Origin of the sequence: Pseudomonas sp. Q12-87, from assembly GCF_001269755.1 — a bacterium.
Taxonomy (GTDB): domain Bacteria; phylum Pseudomonadota; class Gammaproteobacteria; order Pseudomonadales; family Pseudomonadaceae; genus Aquipseudomonas; species Aquipseudomonas fluorescens_S.
Genome location: NZ_LHVI01000023.1, coordinates 267,579 through 289,567, shown reverse-complemented (window position 1 = coordinate 289,567; position 21,989 = coordinate 267,579). Strand labels below are relative to the sequence as shown.

At 60.4% G+C, this 21,989-nt stretch carries 17 protein-coding genes, 1 other RNA gene and 1 pseudogene; 10 read left to right on the top strand and 9 right to left on the bottom strand.

Features of this window, described 5'->3' with window-relative positions:
• The first annotated feature begins 73 nt into the window (after nucleotides 1-73).
• The 5 genes and pseudogenes from zipA to ffs all read left to right on the top strand — a co-directional run bounded on the left by zipA (nucleotide 74) and on the right by ffs (nucleotide 6,251).
• Entirely contained in the window at nucleotides 74-919 is an 846-nt protein-coding gene (zipA, locus tag AD663_RS17995; protein WP_053214275.1) for a cell division protein ZipA, read from the top strand.
• Nucleotides 920-1,051: 132 nt separating this feature from the next.
• A complete protein-coding gene (ligA, locus tag AD663_RS17990; protein WP_003183519.1) occupies nucleotides 1,052-3,409 on the top strand; it encodes an NAD-dependent DNA ligase LigA in 2,358 nt (785 codons plus the stop codon).
• 123 nt (nucleotides 3,410-3,532) lie between these two features.
• A complete protein-coding gene (locus AD663_RS17985; protein ID WP_053214274.1) occupies nucleotides 3,533-4,693 on the top strand; it encodes a putative zinc-binding metallopeptidase in 1,161 nt (386 codons plus the stop codon).
• Between the two features lie 766 nt (nucleotides 4,694-5,459).
• Nucleotides 5,460-5,855 (top strand): annotated as a pseudogene (locus AD663_RS29650) (transposase); the annotation flags it as partial.
• A 299-nt stretch (nucleotides 5,856-6,154) separates the two neighbouring features.
• An RNA gene (ffs, locus tag AD663_RS28510) (signal recognition particle sRNA small type) lies at nucleotides 6,155-6,251 on the top strand.
• A gap of 160 nt (nucleotides 6,252-6,411) precedes the next feature.
• Here the strand turns inward: ffs and AD663_RS28945 are convergent.
• The gene (locus AD663_RS28945; protein ID WP_152632792.1) at nucleotides 6,412-7,260 is read right to left on the bottom strand and encodes a hypothetical protein; all 849 of its coding nucleotides are present in this window, start codon (nucleotides 7,258-7,260) and stop codon (nucleotides 6,412-6,414) included.
• 533 nt (nucleotides 7,261-7,793) lie between these two features.
• Complete coding sequence (locus tag AD663_RS17970; RefSeq protein ID WP_003183516.1) at nucleotides 7,794-8,108, bottom strand: helix-turn-helix domain-containing protein; 315 nt, start codon at nucleotides 8,106-8,108, stop codon at nucleotides 7,794-7,796.
• A gap of 332 nt (nucleotides 8,109-8,440) precedes the next feature.
• Here AD663_RS17970 and AD663_RS17965 point away from each other — a divergent pair, with 332 nt between their 5' ends.
• Nucleotides 8,441-10,183, top strand: a complete 1,743-nt coding sequence (locus tag AD663_RS17965) for a bifunctional diguanylate cyclase/phosphodiesterase (protein ID WP_003183515.1) — start codon at nucleotides 8,441-8,443, stop codon at nucleotides 10,181-10,183.
• Here the strand turns inward: AD663_RS17965 and AD663_RS17960 are convergent.
• On the bottom strand, nucleotides 10,135-10,902 hold the full coding sequence (locus AD663_RS17960) for an ABC transporter substrate-binding protein (RefSeq protein WP_003183514.1): 768 nt from the start codon (nucleotides 10,900-10,902) through the stop codon (nucleotides 10,135-10,137). The two genes, AD663_RS17965 and AD663_RS17960, sit on opposite strands and share 49 nt — an antisense overlap.
• Before the next feature lie 143 nt (nucleotides 10,903-11,045).
• Between AD663_RS17960 and dnaX the strand changes: the two genes are divergently transcribed.
• The 4 genes from dnaX to recR all read left to right on the top strand — a co-directional run bounded on the left by dnaX (nucleotide 11,046) and on the right by recR (nucleotide 15,435).
• Nucleotides 11,046-13,127, top strand: a complete 2,082-nt coding sequence (dnaX, locus tag AD663_RS17955) for a DNA polymerase III subunit gamma/tau (protein WP_003183513.1) — start codon at nucleotides 11,046-11,048, stop codon at nucleotides 13,125-13,127.
• Nucleotides 13,128-13,191: 64 nt separating this feature from the next.
• Nucleotides 13,192-13,530: a YbaB/EbfC family nucleoid-associated protein gene (locus tag AD663_RS17950; RefSeq protein WP_003183512.1), complete on the top strand. Its 339-nt coding sequence runs from the start codon at nucleotides 13,192-13,194 to the stop codon at nucleotides 13,528-13,530.
• 201 nt (nucleotides 13,531-13,731) lie between these two features.
• Nucleotides 13,732-14,766, top strand: coding sequence for an NADP-dependent oxidoreductase (locus tag AD663_RS17945; RefSeq protein WP_053214273.1), 1,035 nt, complete (start codon nucleotides 13,732-13,734; stop codon nucleotides 14,764-14,766).
• Nucleotides 14,767-14,832: 66 nt separating this feature from the next.
• On the top strand, nucleotides 14,833-15,435 hold the full coding sequence (recR, locus tag AD663_RS17940) for a recombination mediator RecR (RefSeq protein WP_003183510.1): 603 nt from the start codon (nucleotides 14,833-14,835) through the stop codon (nucleotides 15,433-15,435).
• A 123-nt stretch (nucleotides 15,436-15,558) separates the two neighbouring features.
• Here recR and AD663_RS17935 read toward each other — a convergent pair whose 3' ends face one another.
• The 6 genes from AD663_RS17935 to AD663_RS17910 form a co-directional block, all read right to left on the bottom strand.
• A complete protein-coding gene (locus AD663_RS17935; protein WP_003183509.1) occupies nucleotides 15,559-16,107 on the bottom strand; it encodes an adenine phosphoribosyltransferase in 549 nt (182 codons plus the stop codon).
• Between the two features lie 76 nt (nucleotides 16,108-16,183).
• Nucleotides 16,184-16,918, bottom strand: a complete 735-nt coding sequence (gene fnr, locus AD663_RS17930; protein WP_003183508.1) for a fumarate/nitrate reduction transcriptional regulator Fnr — start codon at nucleotides 16,916-16,918, stop codon at nucleotides 16,184-16,186.
• A gap of 94 nt (nucleotides 16,919-17,012) precedes the next feature.
• Nucleotides 17,013-18,392, bottom strand: coding sequence for an oxygen-independent coproporphyrinogen III oxidase (gene hemN, locus AD663_RS17925; protein ID WP_053214272.1), 1,380 nt, complete (start codon nucleotides 18,390-18,392; stop codon nucleotides 17,013-17,015).
• A gap of 154 nt (nucleotides 18,393-18,546) precedes the next feature.
• Complete coding sequence (locus tag AD663_RS17920) at nucleotides 18,547-19,230, bottom strand: sulfite exporter TauE/SafE family protein (protein ID WP_003183506.1); 684 nt, start codon at nucleotides 19,228-19,230, stop codon at nucleotides 18,547-18,549.
• Nucleotides 19,223-19,441 (bottom strand): cbb3-type cytochrome oxidase assembly protein CcoS, encoded by a 219-nt coding sequence (gene ccoS / locus AD663_RS17915; protein ID WP_003183505.1) that lies wholly within the window; start codon nucleotides 19,439-19,441, stop codon nucleotides 19,223-19,225. Before ccoS ends, AD663_RS17920 begins: the two co-directional genes overlap by 8 nt.
• A gap of 24 nt (nucleotides 19,442-19,465) precedes the next feature.
• The gene (locus tag AD663_RS17910; protein ID WP_003183493.1) at nucleotides 19,466-21,916 is read right to left on the bottom strand and encodes a heavy metal translocating P-type ATPase; all 2,451 of its coding nucleotides are present in this window, start codon (nucleotides 21,914-21,916) and stop codon (nucleotides 19,466-19,468) included.
• Nucleotides 21,917-21,989 lie beyond the last annotated feature (73 nt).

The following is a 21,989-nucleotide window of genomic DNA, read 5'->3' as shown; positions in this document are numbered from 1 at the left end:
GCCACGTTTTAAAGCGGTTTGCAATTAGCTAAGCCCCTTATTTTTCAGCATTTTTATAGAGGCACGGGATTACATGGAAATCGGTCTGCGCGAGTGGCTGATCGTCATCGGCATCATTGTCATTGCCGGTATTCTTTTCGACGGCTGGCGGCGCATGCGCGGCGGCAAGGGGAAGCTGAAGTTTCGCCTTGATCGCAGTCTGTCGAACCTGCCGGATGACGATGGCAACGCCGAACTGCTGGGCCCACCTCGGGTGCTGGACACCCACAAGGAACCACAGCTGGACGAGCACGACCTGCCGTCGATGAGCGCGCCGGCACGCGAGCCACGGGAATCGGGTTCCAAGCGCGGCAAGCGCAACAGCGAACCGTCCCAGGGTGACCTCAATCTCAACCTGGACCTGGACGGCGGCCCAAGCTTCAGCAGCCGTGACAATGATTTCCCGGACGAGAGCAAAGCTCCAAGCGCCGACAAGGACCAGGCCCAGGCCGAAGAAGTCCTGGTGATCAGTGTGATCTGTCGCGACCCGGCCGGCTTCAAGGGCCCGGCATTGCTGCAGAACATCCTGGAAAGCGGCCTGCGTTTCGGCGAAATGGACATTTTCCACCGTCACGAAAGCATGGCCGGCAATGGCGAGGTGCTGTTTTCCATGGCCAATGCCGTGAAGCCTGGTGTGTTCGACCTGGACGACATCGATCATTTCAGCACGCCGGCGGTGAGCTTCTTCCTCGGCCTGCCAGGCCCGCGTCATCCCAAGCAGGCTTTTGATGTGATGGTGGCCGCGGCGCGCAAGCTGTCCCAGGAGCTCAACGGCGAACTGAAGGACGACCAGCGCAGCGTGCTGACTGCCCAGACTATCGAGCATTACCGCCAGCGCATCGTCGAATTCGAGCGCCGGGCGCTGACCCAGAAGCGCTGATCGATGCACGGCTCTCGCGGCCAGAGAGCTTTATGTGGCGAGGGAGCTTGCTCCCGCCGGGGTGCAAAGCACCCCATGAATCAAGAAAATCGAGCAGCCTAGGCTGCTCTTTTGCTTTATGAGAGAACACCCATGAACGCCGTCGAAACCCGTATCCAACAGCTACGCACCGAGTTGGATGAGCACAACTACCGCTACCACGTCCTCGACGAGCCAAGCATTCCGGACGCCGAATACGACCGCCTGTTCCATGAACTCAAGGCGTTGGAAGAGCAGCACCCGGATCTGGTGACCAGTGATTCGCCGACTCAGCGGGTCGGCAGCGTGGCCTTGTCGGCGTTCAGCCAGGTGCGTCACGAAATCCCAATGCTCAGCCTGGGCAACGCCTTCGACGAAACGACCATGCGCGAATTCGACCGCCGGGTAACCGAAGGCCTCGACCTGCCCATGGGGGATCTATTGGGCGGCGGTGCGGCGGTGGAATACAGTTGCGAACCCAAGCTCGATGGCTTGGCGGTCAGCCTGTTGTATCAGGACGGCATGCTGGTGCGCGGAGCCACCCGTGGTGACGGCACTACCGGCGAAGACATCAGCGTCAACGTGCGCACCGTGCGCAACATTCCCCTCAAGTTGCAGGGCAACGGCTGGCCGCCGCTGTTGGAAGTGCGCGGCGAGGTGTACATGTCCAAGGCCGGCTTCGAGCGCCTCAACGCCACGCAGCTGGAGGCGGGGGGCAAGACCTTCGCCAACCCGCGCAACGCCGCGGCGGGCAGCCTGCGCCAGCTGGACTCGCGCATCACCGCCAACCGTCCCCTGGAATTCTGCTGCTATGGCATCGGCCAGGTGACCTCGGATATTGCCGACACGCACATTGGCAATCTCAAGCAGCTCAAGGCTTGGGGCATGCCCATCAGCCGTGAACTGAAGCTGGCCCACGGCATTGACGAGTGCCTGGACTACTATCGTGACATCGGCGAGCGGCGCAACGCGTTGCCTTATGAAATCGACGGTGTGGTGTTCAAGGTCAACAGCATCGCCTCCCAGCGCGAACTCGGTTTTCGCGCCCGGGAGCCGCGCTGGGCCATTGCCCACAAATTCCCGGCCACCGAGGAGCTCACCGAGTTGCTGGACGTCGAGTTCCAGGTCGGACGCACTGGTGCGGTGACGCCGGTCGCGCGCCTCAAGCCGGTGAAAGTCGCCGGTGTGACGGTGGCCAACGCGACGTTGCACAACATGGACGAGGTGGCGCGGCTTGGCTTGATGATCGGCGATACCGTGATTATCCGGCGTGCCGGTGATGTGATCCCGCAAGTGGTGCAAGTCATCACCGAGCGCCGCCCGGACGATGCCCGCCCGGTGGAGGTTCCCAAGCAATGTCCGGTCTGCGGCTCCCACGTCGAGCGCACGCAGTTGATCAAGCGCAGCAAGGGCCGCGAAACCATCAGCGAAGGCGCGGTGTACCGCTGCGTCGGCCGCTTGGCCTGCGGGGCCCAGCTCAAGCAGGCGATCATTCATTTCGTGTCGCGCCGGGCGATGGACATCGAGGGCCTGGGCGAGAAAAGCGTCGAGCAATTGGTGGATGAAGGCCTGGTGGGCTCGCCCGCCGATTTGTATGCCCTGACTTTCGAACAGGTGGTCGACCTGGAAGGGTTCGCCGAGTTGTCGAGCAAGAATCTGCTGGCAGCCATCGACGACAGCAAAAAGCCGAGCCTGGCGCGCTTCATCTATGCCCTCGGGATTCCTGACGTGGGCGAGGAGACCGCCAAGGTGCTTGCCCGTTCCCTCGGCTCGCTGGAGCGCGTGCAGGCGGCCTTGCCCCAGGTGCTCACATACTTGCCGGACGTTGGCCTGGAAGTGGCCCACGAGATCCACAGCTTCTTCGAAGATTCGCATAACCGCCTGGTGATCAAGGATCTGTTGCGCCATGGCATGGATATCCAGGACCAAGGCGAGTTGGGTGCCGAGTTTTCTGCCAGCACCACGCTGGGTGGCTTTCTCGACAAGCTGCATATCCCGTCGGTCGGGCCGGGTGGGGCGCAGAAACTGGCGGACAAGTTCGGCTCCCTCGAAGCGGTGATGAATGCCGATTGGCTGGACATGCGCCAGGCATTGCCGGAAAAACAGGCCAACGCCGTGCGCGAGTTCTTCGCCATCGACGCCAATCGCCAGCAGGCCGAGGCGGCGGAACAACAGCTGCGCGACTTTGGCATGCACTGGCAGAGCGAGAAAAAAGTGGTCGAAGGCCTGCCTGAGGCGGGGCATACCTGGGTGTTGACCGGCTCGCTGGAACTGATGAGCCGCGACATCGCCAAGGACAAGCTGGAAAGCCTGGGGGCCAAGGTGGCCGGCTCGGTGTCGGCGAAAACCCACTGCGTGGTGGCTGGGCCAGGCGCGGGCTCGAAGTTGGCCAAGGCGAATGAGTTGGGGGTGAAGGTGCTGGATGAGGAAGCGTTTGTCGGTTTCCTGGGTCAGCACGGGATCACGGTTTAGTCGTGTGGCGAGGGAGCTTGCTCCCGCTCGGCGGCGCAGCCGTCGTAAAAACCGTCTGACGCGACGCGGAACGATCAGGACGTGGCGATGATCTAGTCTTGCAGGCTCCAGGGAGAGACCGCCATGTACCGCTTCTTCGAACAACTGAGCTCACGCATCGCCGCGCCTTTCATGGGCGACCGCTCACGCAACAGCAAGATATGGCCGTGTCGCTGCGGCCAGTCGCTGTTTTTCCGCAATAGCCAATGCCTGGCCTGCCTGGCGGCGTTGGGCTATCAGCCTGAGCAGAGTCGCCTGTCGTCCTTGCAACCCGGCGAACGATCCGACACGTGGACCCTGGACGCCGACCCGCAAGCCGGGCTGTTTCGCCGCTGCGCCAATCTCGACACGGCGGCGTCATGCAACTGGCTGCTGCCGGACAACGGGCGCGACACCTTGTGTATCGCCTGTAGCCTGAATCGGACCATTCCAGACCTGTCGATCCCGGAGAACCCTGAGCGTTGGCGCAAGGTGGAAACCGCCAAGCGCCGGATGGTGGCGCAACTGATCACTCTCGGTTTGCCGGTCATTCCGAAAACCGTCGATGAAAACACCGGCCTGGCCTTCGATTTCATTGGCGTTGACCCTGACGGCACGCCGCCGACGACCGGCCATGCCAGCGGCCTGATCACCCTCGATATCAAGGAGGCGGATGATGCTCATCGCGAGCACGTGCGCCAGCAGATGCGCGAGCCATATCGCACGTTGCTTGGGCATTTTCGTCATGAAGTGGGTCACTATTATTGGGATCGGTTGATTGCCAACAGCCACTGGCTCGAGGCCTTTCGCGAGCTGTTTGGTGACGAGCGCGCCAGCTATGCCGAAGCCTTGGAGCGCCACTACCAGCAAGGCGCGCCGCTGGACTGGCAAACCCGTTACGTCAGCGCCTACGCCACTATGCATCCCTGGGAAGATTGGGCGGAAACCTGGGCGCATTACCTGCACATGATGGACGCAGTGGACACCGCGCTGGGATTCGGCATGAGCGCCCGCGAAATGGACTTCGACTACCAGCCGTTCCCGCCCGAAACCCTATACGATTCCGGGCACGCTGGCGGTGCGGCCTTCCTCTCGTTCGTTAACGCCTGGATCGAATTGGCCGGCATGCTCAACGAACTGTCTCGCAGCATGGGTCAACCGGATTTCTACCCATTCGTCGTACCGGCCGCGGTGATTACCAAGCTGCACTTCATCCATCTGGTGATCCAGGAGGAGGGTGGTCGGGCGGATGGGGTGCTGTTGTAGTTTGCTCAAGCAGGAAGTTTTGCTCGCCAGATAAAGAGTCGACGCTCGATAAGAGGCTGGACGAAGTTAAAGTGATGCCATTTGTTTTGACGGTGGTTTTATATTCTAGCTTTCCTTTACTCTAAGGCCGCCATGGATGATGGCTATATTTATTATGGAGAATTTTATGAAACACGATCAGATGGATAAGGCGACGACCATTCCCAATGTGCCCCGGAGGCTTTCCCAGGCAGGACAAAGCACTTACACAATTATATTGGCCTGGCAAATATCGGATAACGTCCGCCCCGACCAGATTGCCGCTCATACGTTCAGAGTGACCGCCGTGTCTACTGGGCAGGGGCAGTTTGTCCCCGCCACCACAGTCCGGCCGGACCATCGTGGTTGGTACCGCCATGAAATAGGCGTCAGTGGTGGCTCCAGGCCGGTGTACTTCAATGTTCAAGTTCGGGCCCAGGCGCTTAATGGCGAGTATGGACCATTCTGCCCAGTAGTAGTTTGTAATACTTCGTCGTGATTAATTGCTGTTCAAGCATAACGACCTCTGAGTGTTCAATCCTGTCGCCGAAAGATTAATTTTCGCCGCTCTTGCTGCTAGGATCTAACGTCGACAATGATTCGGGGTTAGTTAAAAGTGTAGGGTGTAGGCGTTCATGTTGCGTGTGCCGGCGCTTTCGTGAGCAAGCCCGCTTGTAAGGTAGGACTTGAAGGGAGGAGAAGGGACAAAGTCTGCTTCTGACTGTTAGCGCAGTACAGGCCGTGGGAGATTTCACTCCTCCTCCGTTCATCCAAGGGAGATCGGCTTGAGACGATTCCCAACAACAAATCGGCGGTCAAGAAATGGCTCAAGGCCTTGTTCGCGCCAGTGGGAGTGGCCATCGAAGCCAGCAACATCTATCACCAGAAGTTCACCGATCTGGTTCATGCGGGGCGGCTGTGTGATCCATATGGTCGGTGGTTATGAGCTCAGCCATTACCGCAAGGGCGTGAACGTACGGGCCAAAACTGATGCGCTGGATGCTCGACTGCTGGCCCGCTACTTGAAAACGAAGGGCATGACCTGCACTCCTGAACCGCGCCGGCTTATAAGTCTTCTTCGGCGCGGGGCGCCTTGGTTCAGGCTCGTGTCAGCCTCAAGCAAAGCTGTGCAAACGAGCCGTTGCGAATATCTGCCGAAAGGCATTTAAGGGCTATGCATGCACCATAGAGTCTCCCACAGTTGTTTTTGGATGGCCTCGGGATTTGCATCACTACAGATCCCCTGTGGGAGCCTGCTCGCGATAACGCTGAGCCAGCTTGCATTCATGTCGAATGTGCCAACGTCATCGCTAGCAAGCGATGCGCTCACAGCAAGTACTTGAACATCTTCAGTTTTTTTATCCGCCGCGAACGCTTGTAACTTCTCGTCAGATAGGTACAATGGCCCGGCTCGCCGTCAGGCGGGCGTCGTTATGGTGACCCCATCGGTCCCCCCGCAACGATTACCCGTGAACCTGGTCAGATCCGGAAGGAAGCAGCCACAGCGGGAACATTGTGTGCCGGGGTGTGGCTGGTGGGGTTGCCTCCATAACACCCAGGCCTTCGTTCGTAAGGTCTATGAGATGCCTTTCGGTCAGTCTGAAGCGGGATGATCCTTTTCGCTTTGAAATTTTCTGGGATAGCGCAGGTTATTGCTGGTGAAAACGCCCGTGCTTGGGTGAGGTGTTTCACTCCCGAAGTTATAGTGCAAATACAATCATCGATTCTCTTAGTTCACAAACTCTAACTGTTTTCGACAGTACCGATATTTTAACGGTTCCGTCGGTGGTGTTATGGTTGAATTCTATTTTAGCTACACTCTCCGAAAATCCATCATCTATATTCAAGATTGATATTCCGTCAGGGTAAAGCGTGTCCTCGTTATCGGTAAGGGCATATCTTCCTCCCGTAGATGCATAGCCCCGGAGGATGCGGCTCTCTACTTTTACTAATTTCTCATTAATCACTTGATGGATGGAGCTAGCTTGGTTTTCGCCTGCGGAGAAATACAAGCTGGTATTTGTTGTAAATGAAAAATATGTCGTGTTCGGAATGATGACGGATTCTTTTGCATTGCTGAAAATGGAACCTTGTTCCTCGCCAACTGCTATAAGGTGTTGGATGTCATTTTCTTCATGAAACTGGTTTTTGTTGTTATGAGATGACTGGCTTTGCCCGCCAACGATAAGATCCACGGATACGAGGATGCCCCACTCAAAGCCTGTCGCGACCGACCCCTGTGAGTTCATTGATGTATAAGTAACGTGGTCTCCAAATTTTTTTATTTCGAATATGGCCCCTGTTTCTGGGTCACTCATTTTCAGAGTGATTGAGTCAGGGATGTAGGCGACTATTAAGCCATAATGGTTAGGGCGTATATCTGTTGTTGTAGGGAAAAGAAACGGCTCGACTTGCCAGGTTTCAACCAGTCTCCATTCTGGATTTGTAAGGCCAGTCCGGGTATACAAGCTCTTTGACAATAAAAGCGCCTTAGAAGATCTGATGGTCATGGGCGTTTTATTTGATGCGGTCACTGATTTGGTTTTCATTTGATTGTCCAGTAAACATGGCCTGAGTTGGTGCGGCGCTGCAAGAAGTTAGCGGTTTCTTGCCCTGTGAGTATTTTTTTTGCCATATTTGCTGTCTACTGTCAGAACTGACAGTCCGGACGAGCGGTGGTTTTAAGTTCTTCGCGATTTGCAGGGAGAGTCGCTTTATATAAAAGGAACTCACTGTTCGTTAGCCACGGGCGTGCGCTTATTGTGCTTGAGCCGGTTATTGATTCCTCTCAATTGGCCGGTGTGCATCGTCTACCAAGCTCTGCTCATGACCCCATCCCGGCGGTCGGCGGGCACTCGTATCCCGCGCAACGCTGCCGTAAGGCAAGCTTTGGAATTTTCCCGAAGACAGAACCTGCCCTGGCGGTTTCCATGCCATCGATGACATGTTGCATCAACATGTTCGCCAGCAGTTTGACTAGTACGTGTTCCAGGCTGAGCGCGTTGTCACGCCGCAAGTACCCGCCGTCGAACAGAAGCAGCAGGGTCGGAAGGTATACTGGCTTCTCTTTTTCATGGCTACATCAAGGCTTGGACAAGGCCTGGTCAACCGCTGCGATCAGCTTTCCCAGATCCTTGGGGGTGGCTCTGTGAATGACACCGAACAGGTACGCTCGCTGTTCATCTTCGTCGTCCATGTCGGCAAAAAAGACTTTAAGCTGCACATCCAGCACGTTGGCAAGCAGATACAACGCCTCGACGCTGGGGGTGTAGGTGCCGGTTTCGAAACGGCTGATGGTTTTGGGGTCAAAACCGGTTTTTTCGCCAAGTTCAGCCTGAGTAAGCCCCGCTACTTTGCGGTAGCGTCTGATGGCCGGACCCAAACTTGAAATTCGCATCGCTCAATTCCCATTTAGAATCAAGAACTTAACGATAGATTTTCGCATTAGGCAACCACGTATTCCATCACCTTGCTTTGCAAAGTGTGATGTGTTTCGTAGAATCGGCCTTTAGCACGGGCATTCGGTGACCTGTTACAGGTGCCAGGATGTGTGAGGAGACCAGGTCTTGCGTTTTTGCCGCGACCATGGGCATGGCCTCGAACCCTCGGGAAACGCCATCAAGGCCCGCGCTCCAGTTTCTCAAAGTGTTTGAGCCTAGTTGATCTTCGCCTTTTTGAAGGCGGCAACCGCGCGCGACAAATGAGCCTGACTCATGGATGACTGCTTCGATGGATAAGAAGTACCGCAGAGCCGTTGACGCCGCCGCGATTTTTTCCGAAACCGATTCGAGCGGGCGCATCACCCACGTCAATGACCAGTTCTGTAACCTTTTCGGCTACCGGCGCGATGAATTGCTGGGGGCAAACCATCGCCTGCTCAATTCCGGACAGCACCCGGGCGAGTTTTTCAGTGCCATGTGGCGAACCATTGCAATGGGGCAGGTATGGAAGGGGGAAATCTGCAACCGCGCCAGGGACGGTTCGTTGCATTGGGTCGACACGACCCTGATTCCGGTGATCGACGATGTGACCGGGCAAGTCGAGCGCTACCTGGCGATTCGCTTCGATGTCAGCGAGAAACGCCGGCTGCTGGACTCCTTGCAATGGCGCGTCGGCCACGACGTGCTGACTGGCTTGCCCAATCGCACCTATCTTTCCGATCTGTTGGACCAGGCGCTGGAGTTTTCGCGCGTAGAGAATCTTCCCCTGGCGGTGTGCATGCTCGACCTGGACGGTTTCAAAGCCGTCAATGACAGCTACGGCCATGCCAGCGGCGACCGGCTGCTGGTGGAAGTTGCCAGGCGCTTGCGCAGCATTGTGCGCGGCGAGGATGTGGTCGCGAGACTGGCGGGGGACGAGTTCGTACTGGTGCTGCGCCACGTCCATGGGATGGATGAATTGCACGCCGCGTTGAACCGGGTATTGATCGCCGTTTCGATGCCGTATGCCATCGACGGCAAGGGGATCAAGGTCTTCGCCAGCATCGGCGTCACGTTGTTCCCTTGGGATAACGACGATGCCGAGACCTTGTTGCGCCATGCCGATCAGGCGATGTATGTGGCCAAGCAGAGTGGCCGCAACCGTTTCCATTTGTTCGATGTGTCCCGGGACAAGGAGGTGCGGGCCACCTACCAGACCGTCGAACGGGTCCGGCAGGCACTGACCGGTAATGAACTGCGCTTGCATTTCCAGCCCAAGGTCAATATGCGCAGTGGCGTGGTGGTTGGCCTCGAGGCGCTGCTGCGTTGGAAGCATCCGCAGCGCGGGCTGGTGCCGCCACGGGAATTTCTGCCGCTGGTCGAGGAAACCGACCTGATCGTCGAGATCGGCGAGTGGGTCATGGAACAGGTTCTGACCCAACTGCAGTCTTGGCAGAAAGCGGGGCAGGGCTGGCCCGTGAGCATTAATATTTCAGTCCGGCATTTCCAGCGCGCCGATTTCGTCGAGCGATTGCGACAGGTGCTAGAGCGGCATCCGGCGGTGTCGCCGCGCATGCTGGACCTGCAAATCGTCGAATCCGTCGCCGTGGAAAACCTTCAACATGTCAGCGCTTGTCTCCAGGCGTGCCAGGCCCTGGGGGTGGGCTTTTCCCTCGGGGGCTTCGGCACCGGCTATTGTTCGCTGAACGACCTCAAGCACTTGCGCACGCAGACCATCAAGATCGACAAGACTTTTGTGCGCGACATTCTCAATGACCAGGACGACCTGGCGTTGACCGAGGCCGTGATCGGCCTGGCCCGGGCGTTTGGCCGTCAGGTCGTGGCCGAGGGACTGGACAGCCTTGAGCATGGGCAACTGTTGCTGCGCCTGGGCTGCGAGGTGGCGCAAGGCTACTTCATCGCCCGGCCCATGCCGCCCGAGCAGGTGCCAGGCTGGGTAAAAGGCTTTATTGCCCCAGCGCAGTGGCAGCGGCGATCAGGGATTCAAGGTGAACCAGATTGGGCGCCTGTCGATTCGCTGCGGCCGGTGTAGAGCTGGATGATCGCATCGATTTCCCCTGAGGTTTTCATCTTCAGCAAGGTGCGCAAAATGCGTTGCGTCGGGATTGCCGGGTTGTCACGCAGGTAGCAACTCAATTGCCGTTCCTGCAGGACCGCCACGATTTGCAATTGCCGGTCAGCGGTGTGCCGTTGATTGAACCAGTCCAGGGCCCATTGATTGGTCACGCCATAGCGGTAGCGGCCGGCCAGCAGTTTCTCCAATACCTGGTCCTGGCTGCGCGCGTCATCACGGCGCAGATTGCGGCTGTCGAACAGCGGCTGCAAGGTCGGGTAGGTGTAGCCGAGCACGGTGCCGATGGCCTGTTGCGCCAGACCCGCCGGTACCACCGGGCCGGGGGTGCCTGGCATGCCGACCAGGAGGTCGCGCTGGAAGAACAGCGGGACACTCCAGAGGTAGTCACCGCTTTTGTCGTCGACCCAATCGGGACTGACATAGCAGCGCAGGTCGACTTCGCCGTGTTTCATGGCGCCATCCAGACGGGCGCGGGACAGCACGTGAAATTGCGCCGACATGCCGACCTGGGTTGCCAGGCTGGTCATGATGTCGGGAATGATGCCCTGGGTCGGACGGCCTCGTTCGATCTGCACCATGGGCATGGCCCAGCCGTCGGTGATAGCGAAACGCAACGGTAGTTGTTCAGCGAAGCAACCGGTACTCACCAACAGCAAAGCCCCCATGGCTGAGCGCATACACTCTCCTGACTGTGCAAAACCAAGTCGACAACCGTGCCCCAGATCCAAGCTTAGTCAGATTAGACGAGTACACCGGATGCAATTTCGCCCCTGCTCCGCTAGCATTAGCCGCTTATGTTCCTTCGTTGCGACGGTTTTCGATGAGTTATCAGGTTCTTGCACGTAAATGGCGTCCGCGCTCGTTCCGCGAAATGGTCGGCCAGACCCATGTGCTCAAGGCTCTGATCAATGCCTTGGACAGCCAGCGGCTGCACCACGCCTACCTGTTCACCGGCACCCGGGGTGTGGGCAAGACCACCATCGCGCGGATCATCGCCAAGTGCCTGAACTGTGAAACCGGCATTACCTCGACGCCTTGCGGCGAGTGTTCGGTCTGTCGGGAAATCGACGAAGGCCGTTTCGTCGACCTGATCGAGATCGACGCCGCCAGCCGCACCAAGGTCGAAGACACCCGCGAACTGCTCGACAACGTGCAGTACGCGCCAAGCCGTGGGCGCTTCAAGGTCTACCTGATCGACGAAGTGCACATGCTTTCCAGCCATTCCTTCAATGCGCTGCTCAAGACCCTCGAAGAACCGCCGCCCTACGTCAAGTTCATCCTGGCGACCACCGATCCGCAGAAACTTCCCGCAACGATTCTGTCGCGATGCCTGCAGTTCTCCTTGAAGAACATGACCCCGGAACGGGTCGTTGAGCATCTGACCCACGTGCTGGGCGTCGAAAACGTGCCTTTCGAAGACGACGCGCTGTGGCTGCTGGGCCGCGCCGCCGACGGTTCGATGCGCGATGCCATGAGCCTGACCGACCAGGCCATCGCCTTTGGTGAGGGCAAGGTCATGGCCGCCGATGTGCGGGCGATGCTCGGCACCCTCGATCACGGCCAGGTCTACGACGTGCTGCATGCACTGATCGAAGGCGATGCGAAGGCGTTGCTCGAGGCGGTGCGTCATTTGGCCGAGCAGGGGCCGGACTGGAATGGCGTGCTCTCGGAAATTCTCAACGTGTTGCACCGTGTCGCCATCGCCCAGGCTTTGCCTGAAGGCGTCGACAACGGCCATGGCGACCGCGATCGCGTATTGGCGCTGGCCCAGGCATTGCCCGCCGAAGACGTGCAGTTCTATTACCAGATGGGCCTGATCGGTCGTCGCGACCTGCCCCTGGCGCCGGATCCACGCGGTGGCTTCGAAATGGTACTGCTGCGAATGCTGGCCTTCCGGCCTGCCGACACGGCGGACGCCCCGAGGCAGCCGCTAAAGCCAGTGGGGATCAGCCAGGCCACAGCTGATTCCGCCAAGCCAGTGGCTGCCGCGCCCAACGTTGCGCCGGCAGTGGCTTCGCCTCCGACAGCGCAGGCGCCTATGGTGCAGCCGGCGCCGGCGCCGGCGCCTGCTGTTGCGGTGCCTGAACCGGAACCGGAAATGATCGCCGAGCCCACGCCCGCGCCTGTGGCCGAAGCCGTTATAGACCTGCCCTGGAACGACCCGGTCGAGCCTGAAATCGTCCAGCAGCCTGCGGTGGAACCGGTGCTTGAGACCGTCGCCGAGCAGCCCGAGTTGCCGCCGATGCCCCTGCCGACGCCCGACAGCGTGGTGCCCGATGCGCCGGAATGGGTCGCCGCCCCGGTGCCTGAGCCGACGGTAGCGGATGTGGATGTCGCCACGTCGGGCATCGACCCGGACGATGAGCCGCCGCTGGATGAGGATTACATCGAACCGGACATGGATTCGGCCTACAGTTATCTGGATGAGCTGGCCAGCGAGCACGCCGCCGAGCCGGCCCCGGAGCCCGAGCCGGAACCTGCGGCAATGCCGGCCACCGGTCTGGCCCTGCAATGGCTGGAGCTGTTCCCGAAACTGCCGATTACCGGCATGACCGGCAGCATCGCCGCCAACTGTACGCTGATTTCCGTGGAGGGCGACCACTGGCTGCTGCACCTGGATCCGGCCCACAGCGCCCTGTTCAACGCGACCCAGCAACGGCGCCTCAACGACGCGCTGAACCAGTACCACCAGCGCACCCTGACGCTGAGCATCGAGCTGATCAAGCCGGAGCAGGAGACCCCGGCCCAGGCCGCGTCCCGTCGTCGTGCCGACCGTCAGCGCGAAGCCGAGGAGTCGATCCACAGCGATCCGTTCATCCAGCAGATGATGCAACAGTTCGGCGCCGTGGTCCGTCACGATACTATCGAACCTGTCGAGGCCCCGGTCATCCAGGGCTCATAACTGAAAGCGCCGGGCCGAACGGGCCGGGCGCGTTGTTTATCCAAGTACTTTCGAGGTGATTCCCATGATGAAAGGTGGCATGGCCGGCCTGATGAAGCAGGCGCAGCAGATGCAGGAAAAAATGGCCAAGATGCAGGAAGAGCTGGCCAACGCCGAAGTCACCGGCAAGTCCGGCGGCGACATGGTGACCGTGGTCATGACCGGTCGCCACGACATCAAGCGCGTCAGCATCGACCCAAGCGTGGTCGAAGGTCTGAGCGAAGACGATAAGGAAATGCTCGAAGCCCTGTTCGCTGCCGCCGTCAACGATGCGGTGCGCAAGATCGAAGCCAACAGCCAGGACAAGATGTCCGGCATGACCGCTGGCATGCAACTGCCGCCGGGCATGAAGCTGCCGTTCTGATTCGCCATCCCGGTCGGGATGGGCTACACACAATGCCAGGCATCGCGCCTGGCATTTTTGTTTCTGCTTCAGAACTGCGTTGGCGGTGAGATCGCCATCGCGAGCAAGCGCCGCCGTCCAACTGAACAAACATCGAACGCCGCCCCTTCGGCAATGGTCTGCTCCCTTATACGTGCCACTCAGATCAAGGAGACGCTTCCCATGTCACAAGCATTGACCTCCAACCAGCGCATCGTCCTGGCCTCCCGCCCCCAGGGAGCACCGACGCCGGACAATTTCCGCCTGGAACACGTGACACTGCCGGACTTGGCACAAGGCCAGATCCTGCTCAAGACCCTGTTCCTGTCCTTGGACCCGTATATGCGCGGGCGGATGAGCGATGCGCCGTCCTACGCCGCGCCGGTGCAAATCGACGAGGTGATGACAGGTGGCGCCGTCAGCCGGGTGGAGCGATCGATGCACCCGAAATTCCAGGAGGGCGATCTGGTGGTGGGCGCCACAGGTTGGCAAAGCCACAGCATCAGTGACGGCCGTAACGTCATTCCCATCCCATCCGGCTTGCCCAGCCCGTCGATGGCCCTGGGTGTGCTGGGCATGCCTGGCATGACCGCCTACATGGGCCTGATGGACATCGGTCAACCCAAGGCCGGGGAAACCCTGGTGGTCGCGGCAGCCTCGGGCGCCGTGGGCTCGGTGGTCGGCCAAGTGGCGAAGATCAAAGGCTTGCGGGTCGTCGGCGTGGCCGGCGGCAGCGAAAAATGCCAATACGTGGTGGACGAGTTGGGGTTCGACGCCTGCGTCGATCACAAGAGTGAAAACTTTGCCGAGGAGTTGGCCCGGGCCTGTGGCAAAGGCATCGATATTTACTACGAAAACGTCGGTGGCAAGGTCTTCGACGCGGTGGTACCGCTGCTTAACGCCAAGGCGCGCATCCCGCTCTGTGGCTTGATCGCTTCCTACAACGAGCATCAGGCCCCCAGCGGCCCGGATCGTTTGCCGCAACTGCAGCGGACATTGCTGACCAAACGCGTGCGTATCCAGGGATTTATCGTGTTTGACGACTACGGTGATCGCCAGCCGGAGTTCATCAGCGCCATGGCGCCGTGGGTGCGCGATGGCAAGGTCAAGTTCCGCGAGGACGTGGTCGATGGACTTGAGAACGCGCCCCAGGCCTTTATCGGCCTGCTGGAAGGGCGCAACTTCGGCAAGTTGGTGGTACGGGTCGCGCAGGATTGAGTATTTGACGCTAATCGGAGGCGCGGGTATAAACCGCGTCTTGTTGTCATGTCGGACATTTCCTCAATGAGCTTCAGCCCTTTGATTCGCCAACTGATCGATGCCCTGCGAACGCTGCCGGGTGTGGGTCAGAAAACTGCCCAGCGCATGGCGTTGCAGCTGCTCGAGCGTGACCGCAGCGGCGGCTCGCGCCTGGCCCAGGCCCTGAGCCAGGCCATGGAAGGTGTAGGCCATTGCCGCTTGTGCCGGACCCTCACCGAAGACGACCTCTGCCCGCAATGCGCCGATCCGCGGCGCGATGACAGCCTGCTCTGCGTCGTGGAAGGACCGATGGATGTGTATGCGGTGGAGCAGACCGGTTTTCGGGGTCGCTATTTCGTGCTCAAGGGCCATTTGTCGCCCCTCGACGGTCTGGGGCCGGAAGCGATTGGCATTCCCCAGTTGATCGCGCGGATCGAAGAGGCGGGCACGTTCACCGAAGTCATCCTCGCCACCAACCCGACGGTCGAGGGCGAAGCCACCGCCCATTACATCGCTCAATTGCTGAGCAACAAAGGTTTGGTCGCTTCGCGCATCGCCCATGGCGTGCCGTTGGGGGGGGAGCTGGAACTGGTGGACGGCGGGACGCTGGCGCATTCGTTTGCCGGGCGCAAACCGATCGCGTTGTAACGGCCATACAAAACCTGTGGGAGTGGGCTTGCTCGCGAATGCGGTGTATCAGTCAGCACTTATGTTGGCTGACACCCCGCATTCGCGAGCAAGCCCGCTCCCACATTAGGTTTATCGTGAACTTTATTTTTCGCTAAGCGAAAACTGTGTCAGGCAGAACGTCGGGATGCCCATGTCTTCCAGACGCTGGGAGCCGAGCAGTTCCGGCAGGTCGATGATCGCTGCGGCTTCGTGGACTTTGGCGCCCATGCGGCGGATCAGGTTGGCGGCGGCGATCAGCGTGCCGCCGGTGGCGATGAGGTCATCGAACATCACCACCGAATCGCCTTCGCACAAGCTATCGGCGTGCACTTCCAGGAAAGCCTCGCCGTATTCGGTCTGGTAGCCCTCGGCCAATACATCAGCCGGCAGTTTGCCTTGCTTGCGAAACAACACCAATGGCTTGTTCAACTGATAGGCCAGGATCGAGCCGATCAGGAAGCCCCGTGCGTCCATCGCACCGATGTGGGTGAACTCGGCCTCGACGTAGCGGTGGGCAAAGCTATCCATCACCAACCGCAGGGCAGTGGGGGACTGGAACAGCGGGGTGATGTCGCGAAAGATCACGCCTGGTTTGGGAAAGTCGATTACGGGGCGGATCAGGGATTTGATGTCGAAGGAATCGAAGACCATCGTCGAGGTGTCCTGGCAGGGCTGCAAACGCGGCAGTATAGCGCGGCCCGAGGAATCCCTCAGCCGCGCTCGTCCATCAGCCGTCGAGCGAGCCCCCGGCCAGGGCGCAGAGCTGGATCGGGTCGAGAATATGAATTTCCTTGCCCTCGGCGGCGATCAGCTCGTTCTGTTGGAAACGGGTGAACACCCGGGACACGGTTTCCACCGCCAGGCCCAGATAGTTGCCGATTTCGTTGCGGGACATGCTCAGGCGGAACTGGTTGGCCGAAAACCCGCGGGCGCGGAAGCGTGCCGAGAGGTTGACCAGGAATGTGGCGATGCGCTCGTCGGCGGTTTTTTTCGAGAGCAGCAACATCATTTGCTGATCGTCACGGATTTCCCGGCTCATGACGCGCATCAACTGGCGACGCAGTTGCGGCAGTTGCAGGGCCAGTTCGTCCAGGCGATCAAAAGGAATCTCGCACACCGAAGTGGTTTCCAGCGCTTGGGCCGAGACCGGATGGCTTTCGGTATCCATGCCCGACAGGCCCACCAGCTCGCTGGGCAGATGGAAGCCGGTGAGCTGTTCTTCGCCGCCGTCACTGAGGTTGAAGGTTTTCAAGGCGCCCGAGCGCACCGCATAAACGGAATCGAAAGTGTCGCCCTGGCGAAACAGGAATTCGCCTTTCTTCAAGGGCCGGCCCCGTTTAACGATATCGTCCAGCGCATCCATGTCCTCCAGATTCAAAGAAAGTGGCAGGCAGAGGGGCGCTAGGCTGCAATCCTTGCAATGGGCCTGGTTGTGGGCGCGCTGTTTGACGGGCTCGGACATTTCTTAAATCCTTGTGGGAAAACACACATAAGACGTAAGGGTACCCCAGCGCAGGCACGGCAGCCAGTGTGGTTTTCTCGTCAAATTGTCGCGCTCAAATCACGCGGGAGAAACGCTGCCGATTTTGCTGGTCAAGATAGGCATCAAAGACCATGCACACCGAACGCACCAGCAGCCGGCCAGCAGGCAATACCCTGATGTATGCGCCATCGAGGTGTATCAGGCCATCGTGGGCCATCGCCTGTAACTGCGGCCACAGCGGCGCGAAATAGCCGCGAAAATCAATATTGAAGCGTTGCTCGATCTCGGCGAAGTCCAGGTAGAAATGGCAGATCAATTGCTGGATCACCGCGCGGCGCAACCGGTCGTCGGCATTGCATATCAGCCCGCGGCTGGTCGCCAGTTGACCGTCGGCGAGGGTGTTCTGGTATTGGTTCAGGTCGCTGCTGTTCTGGCAGTACAGGTCACCGATCTGGCTGATGGCCGACACACCCAGGCCTATCAGGTCGCAGTGACCGTGGGTGGTATAGCCCTGGAAGTTACGTTGCAGGGTGGCTTCTTCCTGGGCAATTGCCAGTTCATCATCGGGCAGGGCGAAGTGATCCATGCCGACGTAGCGATAACCGGCAGCGGTGAGTTGTTCGATGGTGCCTTGCAGCATCGCCAGTTTCTGCTCCGGGTTCGGCAAATCCTGGCTGTTGATTCGCCGCTGGGGCATGAAGCGTTCCGGCAGGTGGGCGTAGTTGAACACCGACAGCCGGTCGGGTTGCAGGTTGATGACTTCCTCCACGGTGTGGGCGAAATTCTCCGGCGTTTGTTTGGGCAGCCCGTAGATCAGGTCGATGTTCGAACGGAACTGCAAGGTCCTGGCGGCTTCGATCACCGCGCGGGTTTCATCCAGGCTTTGCAAACGATTGACGGCACGCTGCACGGCCGGGTCGAGGTCTTGCAGGCCGATACTGACCCGGTTGAAGCCCAGCTCCCGCAGCAGCCCCATGGTCGACCAATCGGCCTCCCGTGGATCGATCTCGATGCCGTAGTCTCCAGAATCGTCGTCCAGCAGGTTCAAGTGCTTGCGCAGCGTGGCCATCAACTGGCGCAGCTCATCATGGCTGAGGAACGTCGGGGTCCCGCCGCCCAAATGCAGCTGTTCCACGCGCTGGGCTGGGTCGAGGTGACAGCCGATCAACTGGATTTCCTGCTCCAGGCGCTGCAGGTAGGCGTGGGCACGGCCTCGATCCTTGGTGATGACTTTGTTGCAGGCGCAGTAGTAGCAAATGTTTGCGCAGAACGGCACATGGACGTACAGCGAAAGCGGTCGCTGGGCCTTGCGACTATCGCGCAGGGCATGGAGCAGGTCGAACGTACCCACCTGGCCGGCGAACTGCGCCGCGGTCGGGTATGAAGTGTAGCGCGGTCCCGTCAGGTCGTAGCGGCGGATCAGGTCAGAGTCCCAACGAATGGTGTCGAGCATGCGGGCGTTCCCCGGATAGGCTGGCATGGGCGCGAGTCTAGGGGGGCGGGCGTGGTGGTGTGTTGATTTGCATCAACGGGCACTGAGTGTGAGCAGGGTCTCGACGCTAGTGCTCCTGTGGGAGCGAGCTCGCTCGCGATTGGGTGCTACTCGATCAATGCCCCATGAGCCAATGCTGATGTGGCCCCGGCAGCGTCCAGATCCCGAACACAATCACCAACAACCCACCGGCCATGCGCACGCTGCGTTTGCGTAGCAGGGCGGTGATGCGTTCGGCGGCCAGGCCGGTGGCGAGCAGCACCGGCCAGGTGCCGAGGCCAAAGGCGAGCATCAACAGTGCGCTGTCCAACGCGTTACCCTGGCTGGCGGACCACAACAGGGTGCTGTAGACCAACCCGCACGGCAGCCAACCCCATAACGCGCCGAGCAGCAAGGCCCGGGGCAGGCTGGACACTGGCAGCAGGCGGTTGGCGACGGGCTGGATGTGCCGCCACAAGCCACGCCCCAAGCTCTCGATGCGGGTCAGGCCGCTCCACCAACCCGCCAGGTATAAGCCCATGGCAATCAGCAGCAAACCGGCCAGTACCCGCATGATCATCGCCGCCGGGCTGCTCGCCACGGCCCAGCCGGCCAGGCCAATCAATAACCCAGCGGTGGCGTAGCTCAAGATTCGCCCCAGGTTGTAGGCCAGCAGCAGCCGAAAGCGCCGGCTGCGCTGCTCCTTGGGAATCGCCAGGGTCAGGGCGCCCATCAGGCCACCGCACATGCCCAGGCAATGGCCGCCGCCCAGCAGGCCAAGGATCACCGCAGAGACCAGCAATGGCGCTAATTCAAGCATGGGGCGGAGCCTTGTCGTCCGGCTTGCGGGCCTCGCCACTGGCTTCGTCTACTGCTGCCTTGTGGTTCGGGTCCTGATCGTCGAACAGGATGCTGTGGGCCGGACCGTCAAGATCGTCGTACTGTCCGCTGTCCACGGCCCAGAAAAAAATGTACACGGCGATGGCCACGATCAGCAGTGCGGCCGGGATCATCACGTAAAGAGCTGGCATGTCGAAACTCCATGCCCGCGCGGCTCAGGCCGGCAGCGGACGGGTATCGGGCGTGGCGTAGATAACCTGCGCCTTCGGCTGACGGGTCAGCCTCAGGGCATTCAACACCACGGTCAATGAACTGATGGACATGCCGACTGCGGCCCACACCGGAGTGATCCAGCCGAGGGCGGCGAACGGCAACATGAGGCCATTGTACAGCCCCGCCCAGACGAGGTTCTCGATGATCACTCGACGAGTACGCCGGGCCAGGCTGAAGGCATGGATCAATGCGTCGAGGCGGTTGGACAACAACACCGCATCGGCACTGGTCTTGGCCAGGTCGGTGGCCGAGCCCATCGCGACGCTGATGTCCGCGGCCGCCAGCACCGGCACGTCGTTCACGCCGTCGCCGAGCATTAACACCTTGCGGCCTTGCTGGTGCAACTGCTGCAACACGGCCAGTTTGTCGTCTGGACGCAGACCGCCCCGGGCTTCGTCGATGCCCAGATCGGCGGCGACACTGGCCACCATCGGCGAGCTGTCACCCGACAGCAGCAACGTCCGCCAGCCCCGCGCCTTGCAAGCGGCCAGCAAGGCAGGCGCATCGGCGCGCAAGCGATCGTCGAGGACGAACCAGGCCAGCGGCCCGATCTCATCGCCCAGCAGCAGCCACTGACCGGGTTCGTCCGGCATCTGCAGTACGGGGGCGCCACTCAGGTTGCAGACAAAACCGGGGTGACCGATACGCAGCCGTTGTTCGCCTACCAGGCCTTCCAGTCCCAGCCCCGGCGTACTCTGCACCTGCTCCGCCGCCAACGGCGCACGACCGAAGGCGCGAGCGATGGGATGTTCCGAGCGGTTCTCCAGGGCTGCGGCGAGTCCGAGGCACTGATCGCTGTCCAGGGCCGTCAGCGGTCGAATGGCTCGCAACGCCAGGCGACCTTCGGTGAGGGTGCCGGTCTTGTCGAAAATGACGGTGTCGATCTGGTTCAGGCCCTCCAACACATGACCGCGGGTCAGCAGCAGGCCAAGTTTGTGCAGGGTGCCGGTGGCGGCGGTGAGGGCGGTTGGCGTGGCCAGCGATAGGGCGCAAGGGCAGGTGGCGACCAGCATCGCCAACACAATCCAGAAGGCGCGAGAGGCATCCAGCTGCCACCACAGCAGGCCGATGGCGGCGGCGGCAATCAAGGAGAGCAACAGGAACCATTGGGCGGCACGATCGGCGACTTCGGCCAGCCGCGGTTTCTCGGCCTGGGCCCGGTCCAGCAGCCGCACGATGGCTGACAAGCGCGTGTCCTGCCCAAGGGCGAGCACCTCCACCGTCAAGGCACCTTCGACGTTCAGCGTGCCCGCCGTGACCGCATCGCCGATCTGGCGAGGCTGTGGCAGGTATTCGCCGGTCAGCAGTGATTCGTCGATGCTGGATTGGCCGTCGAGGATTCTGCCGTCGGCCGGCAGGACCGCGCCCGGATGTACCAACACCCGGTCGCCGGTGCGCAGCTCGCTGAGCAGGATGCGTTCACTCTGGCCGTTATCTTCCAGGCGCAGGCACGAGGCCGGCAACAGGTTGACCAATTGCGCGGTAGCCGCAGCGGTGCGCTCCCGGGCCCGGCGTTCCAGATAGCGGCCGGCCAGCAGGAACAGGGCGAACATGCCCACCGCATCGAAATACAACTCGCCCACCCCGGTGATCGAGGTCCAGATCCCGGCGACATAAGCGCTGCCGATGGCCAGGGACACCGAAACGTCCATGGTCAGGTGACGGGTGCGCAAGTCACGCATCGCACCCTTGAAGAATGGCGCGCAGCTATAGAACACGATGGGCGTGGTCAGGAACAGCGCGACCCAGCGCAGGATGGTGTGCATCTCCGGGCTCAGGTCGATGTTGAACTCGGGCCAGGTGGCCATGGTCGCCATCATGGCCTGGAACCACAGCAGCCCGGCCACGCCCAACTGGCGCAGAGCCAGGCGATTCTGCGCGGCGAGCTGTTCGCAGGCCAGGTCGGCCTGGTACGGGTGGGCGACGTAGCCGATCTGGCGCAGTTCGGCGAGCAGCGTGCTCAGCGGCAATTGCGCATCGGCCCAACGTACATGCAAGCGATGATTGGACAGGTTCAACCGCGCCTCGGCCACGGCTGGCAGGCTGCGCAATTGTTTTTCGATCAACCAGCCACAGGCGGCGCAGCTGATGCCTTCCATCAACAGGGTAGTTTCGGCCAGCTCGCCTTCATGGCGCACGAACGACTGCTGTACATCAGGACGATCGTACAGCGCCAGCTCATCGGTCAGTTGGACGGGCAGGGTTTCGGGGTTGGCCGAGGCTTCGCTGCGATGCAGGTAATAACTTTCCAGGCCCCCGGCGACAATGGCTTCGGCCACGGCCTGGCAGCCCGGGCAGCACAGCTCGCGGGTTTCACCGAGGACAACGGCGGTGAAGCGACTGCCGGGAGGAACGGGCAGGGCGCAGTGGTAGCAGGGCTGTGGAGTGGTCATGGTTGTCGCATGAAAGCCTTTGTGGCGAGGGAGCTTGCTCCCGCTCGGCGGCGAAGCCGTCGTAAATTGAGCG

Bases quoted from the DNA above. Each gene is read 5' to 3' on its own strand.
- AD663_RS17970 (WP_003183516.1), bottom strand. From the start codon at position 8,108: ATGCGAATTTCAAGTTTGGGTCCGGCCATCAGACGCTACCGCAAAGTA.
- ligA (WP_003183519.1), top strand. From the start codon at position 1,052: ATGAACGCCGTCGAAACCCGTATCCAACAGCTACGCACCGAGTTGGAT.
- AD663_RS17950 (WP_003183512.1), top strand. From the start codon at position 13,192: ATGATGAAAGGTGGCATGGCCGGCCTGATGAAGCAGGCGCAGCAGATG.
- ccoS (WP_003183505.1), bottom strand. From the start codon at position 19,441: ATGCCAGCTCTTTACGTGATGATCCCGGCCGCACTGCTGATCGTGGCC.
- AD663_RS17935 (WP_003183509.1), bottom strand. From the start codon at position 16,107: ATGGTCTTCGATTCCTTCGACATCAAATCCCTGATCCGCCCCGTAATC.
- AD663_RS28945 (WP_152632792.1), bottom strand. From the start codon at position 7,260: ATGAAAACCAAATCAGTGACCGCATCAAATAAAACGCCCATGACCATC.
- AD663_RS17945 (WP_053214273.1), top strand. From the start codon at position 13,732: ATGTCACAAGCATTGACCTCCAACCAGCGCATCGTCCTGGCCTCCCGC.
- AD663_RS17920 (WP_003183506.1), bottom strand. From the start codon at position 19,230: ATGCTTGAATTAGCGCCATTGCTGGTCTCTGCGGTGATCCTTGGCCTG.
- zipA (WP_053214275.1), top strand. From the start codon at position 74: ATGGAAATCGGTCTGCGCGAGTGGCTGATCGTCATCGGCATCATTGTC.
- AD663_RS17910 (WP_003183493.1), bottom strand. From the start codon at position 21,916: ATGACCACTCCACAGCCCTGCTACCACTGCGCCCTGCCCGTTCCTCCC.
- AD663_RS17965 (WP_003183515.1), top strand. From the start codon at position 8,441: ATGGATAAGAAGTACCGCAGAGCCGTTGACGCCGCCGCGATTTTTTCC.
- fnr (WP_003183508.1), bottom strand. From the start codon at position 16,918: ATGTCCGAGCCCGTCAAACAGCGCGCCCACAACCAGGCCCATTGCAAG.
- dnaX (WP_003183513.1), top strand. From the start codon at position 11,046: ATGAGTTATCAGGTTCTTGCACGTAAATGGCGTCCGCGCTCGTTCCGC.
- recR (WP_003183510.1), top strand. From the start codon at position 14,833: ATGAGCTTCAGCCCTTTGATTCGCCAACTGATCGATGCCCTGCGAACG.
- hemN (WP_053214272.1), bottom strand. From the start codon at position 18,392: ATGCTCGACACCATTCGTTGGGACTCTGACCTGATCCGCCGCTACGAC.
- AD663_RS17960 (WP_003183514.1), bottom strand. From the start codon at position 10,902: ATGCGCTCAGCCATGGGGGCTTTGCTGTTGGTGAGTACCGGTTGCTTC.
- AD663_RS17985 (WP_053214274.1), top strand. From the start codon at position 3,533: ATGTACCGCTTCTTCGAACAACTGAGCTCACGCATCGCCGCGCCTTTC.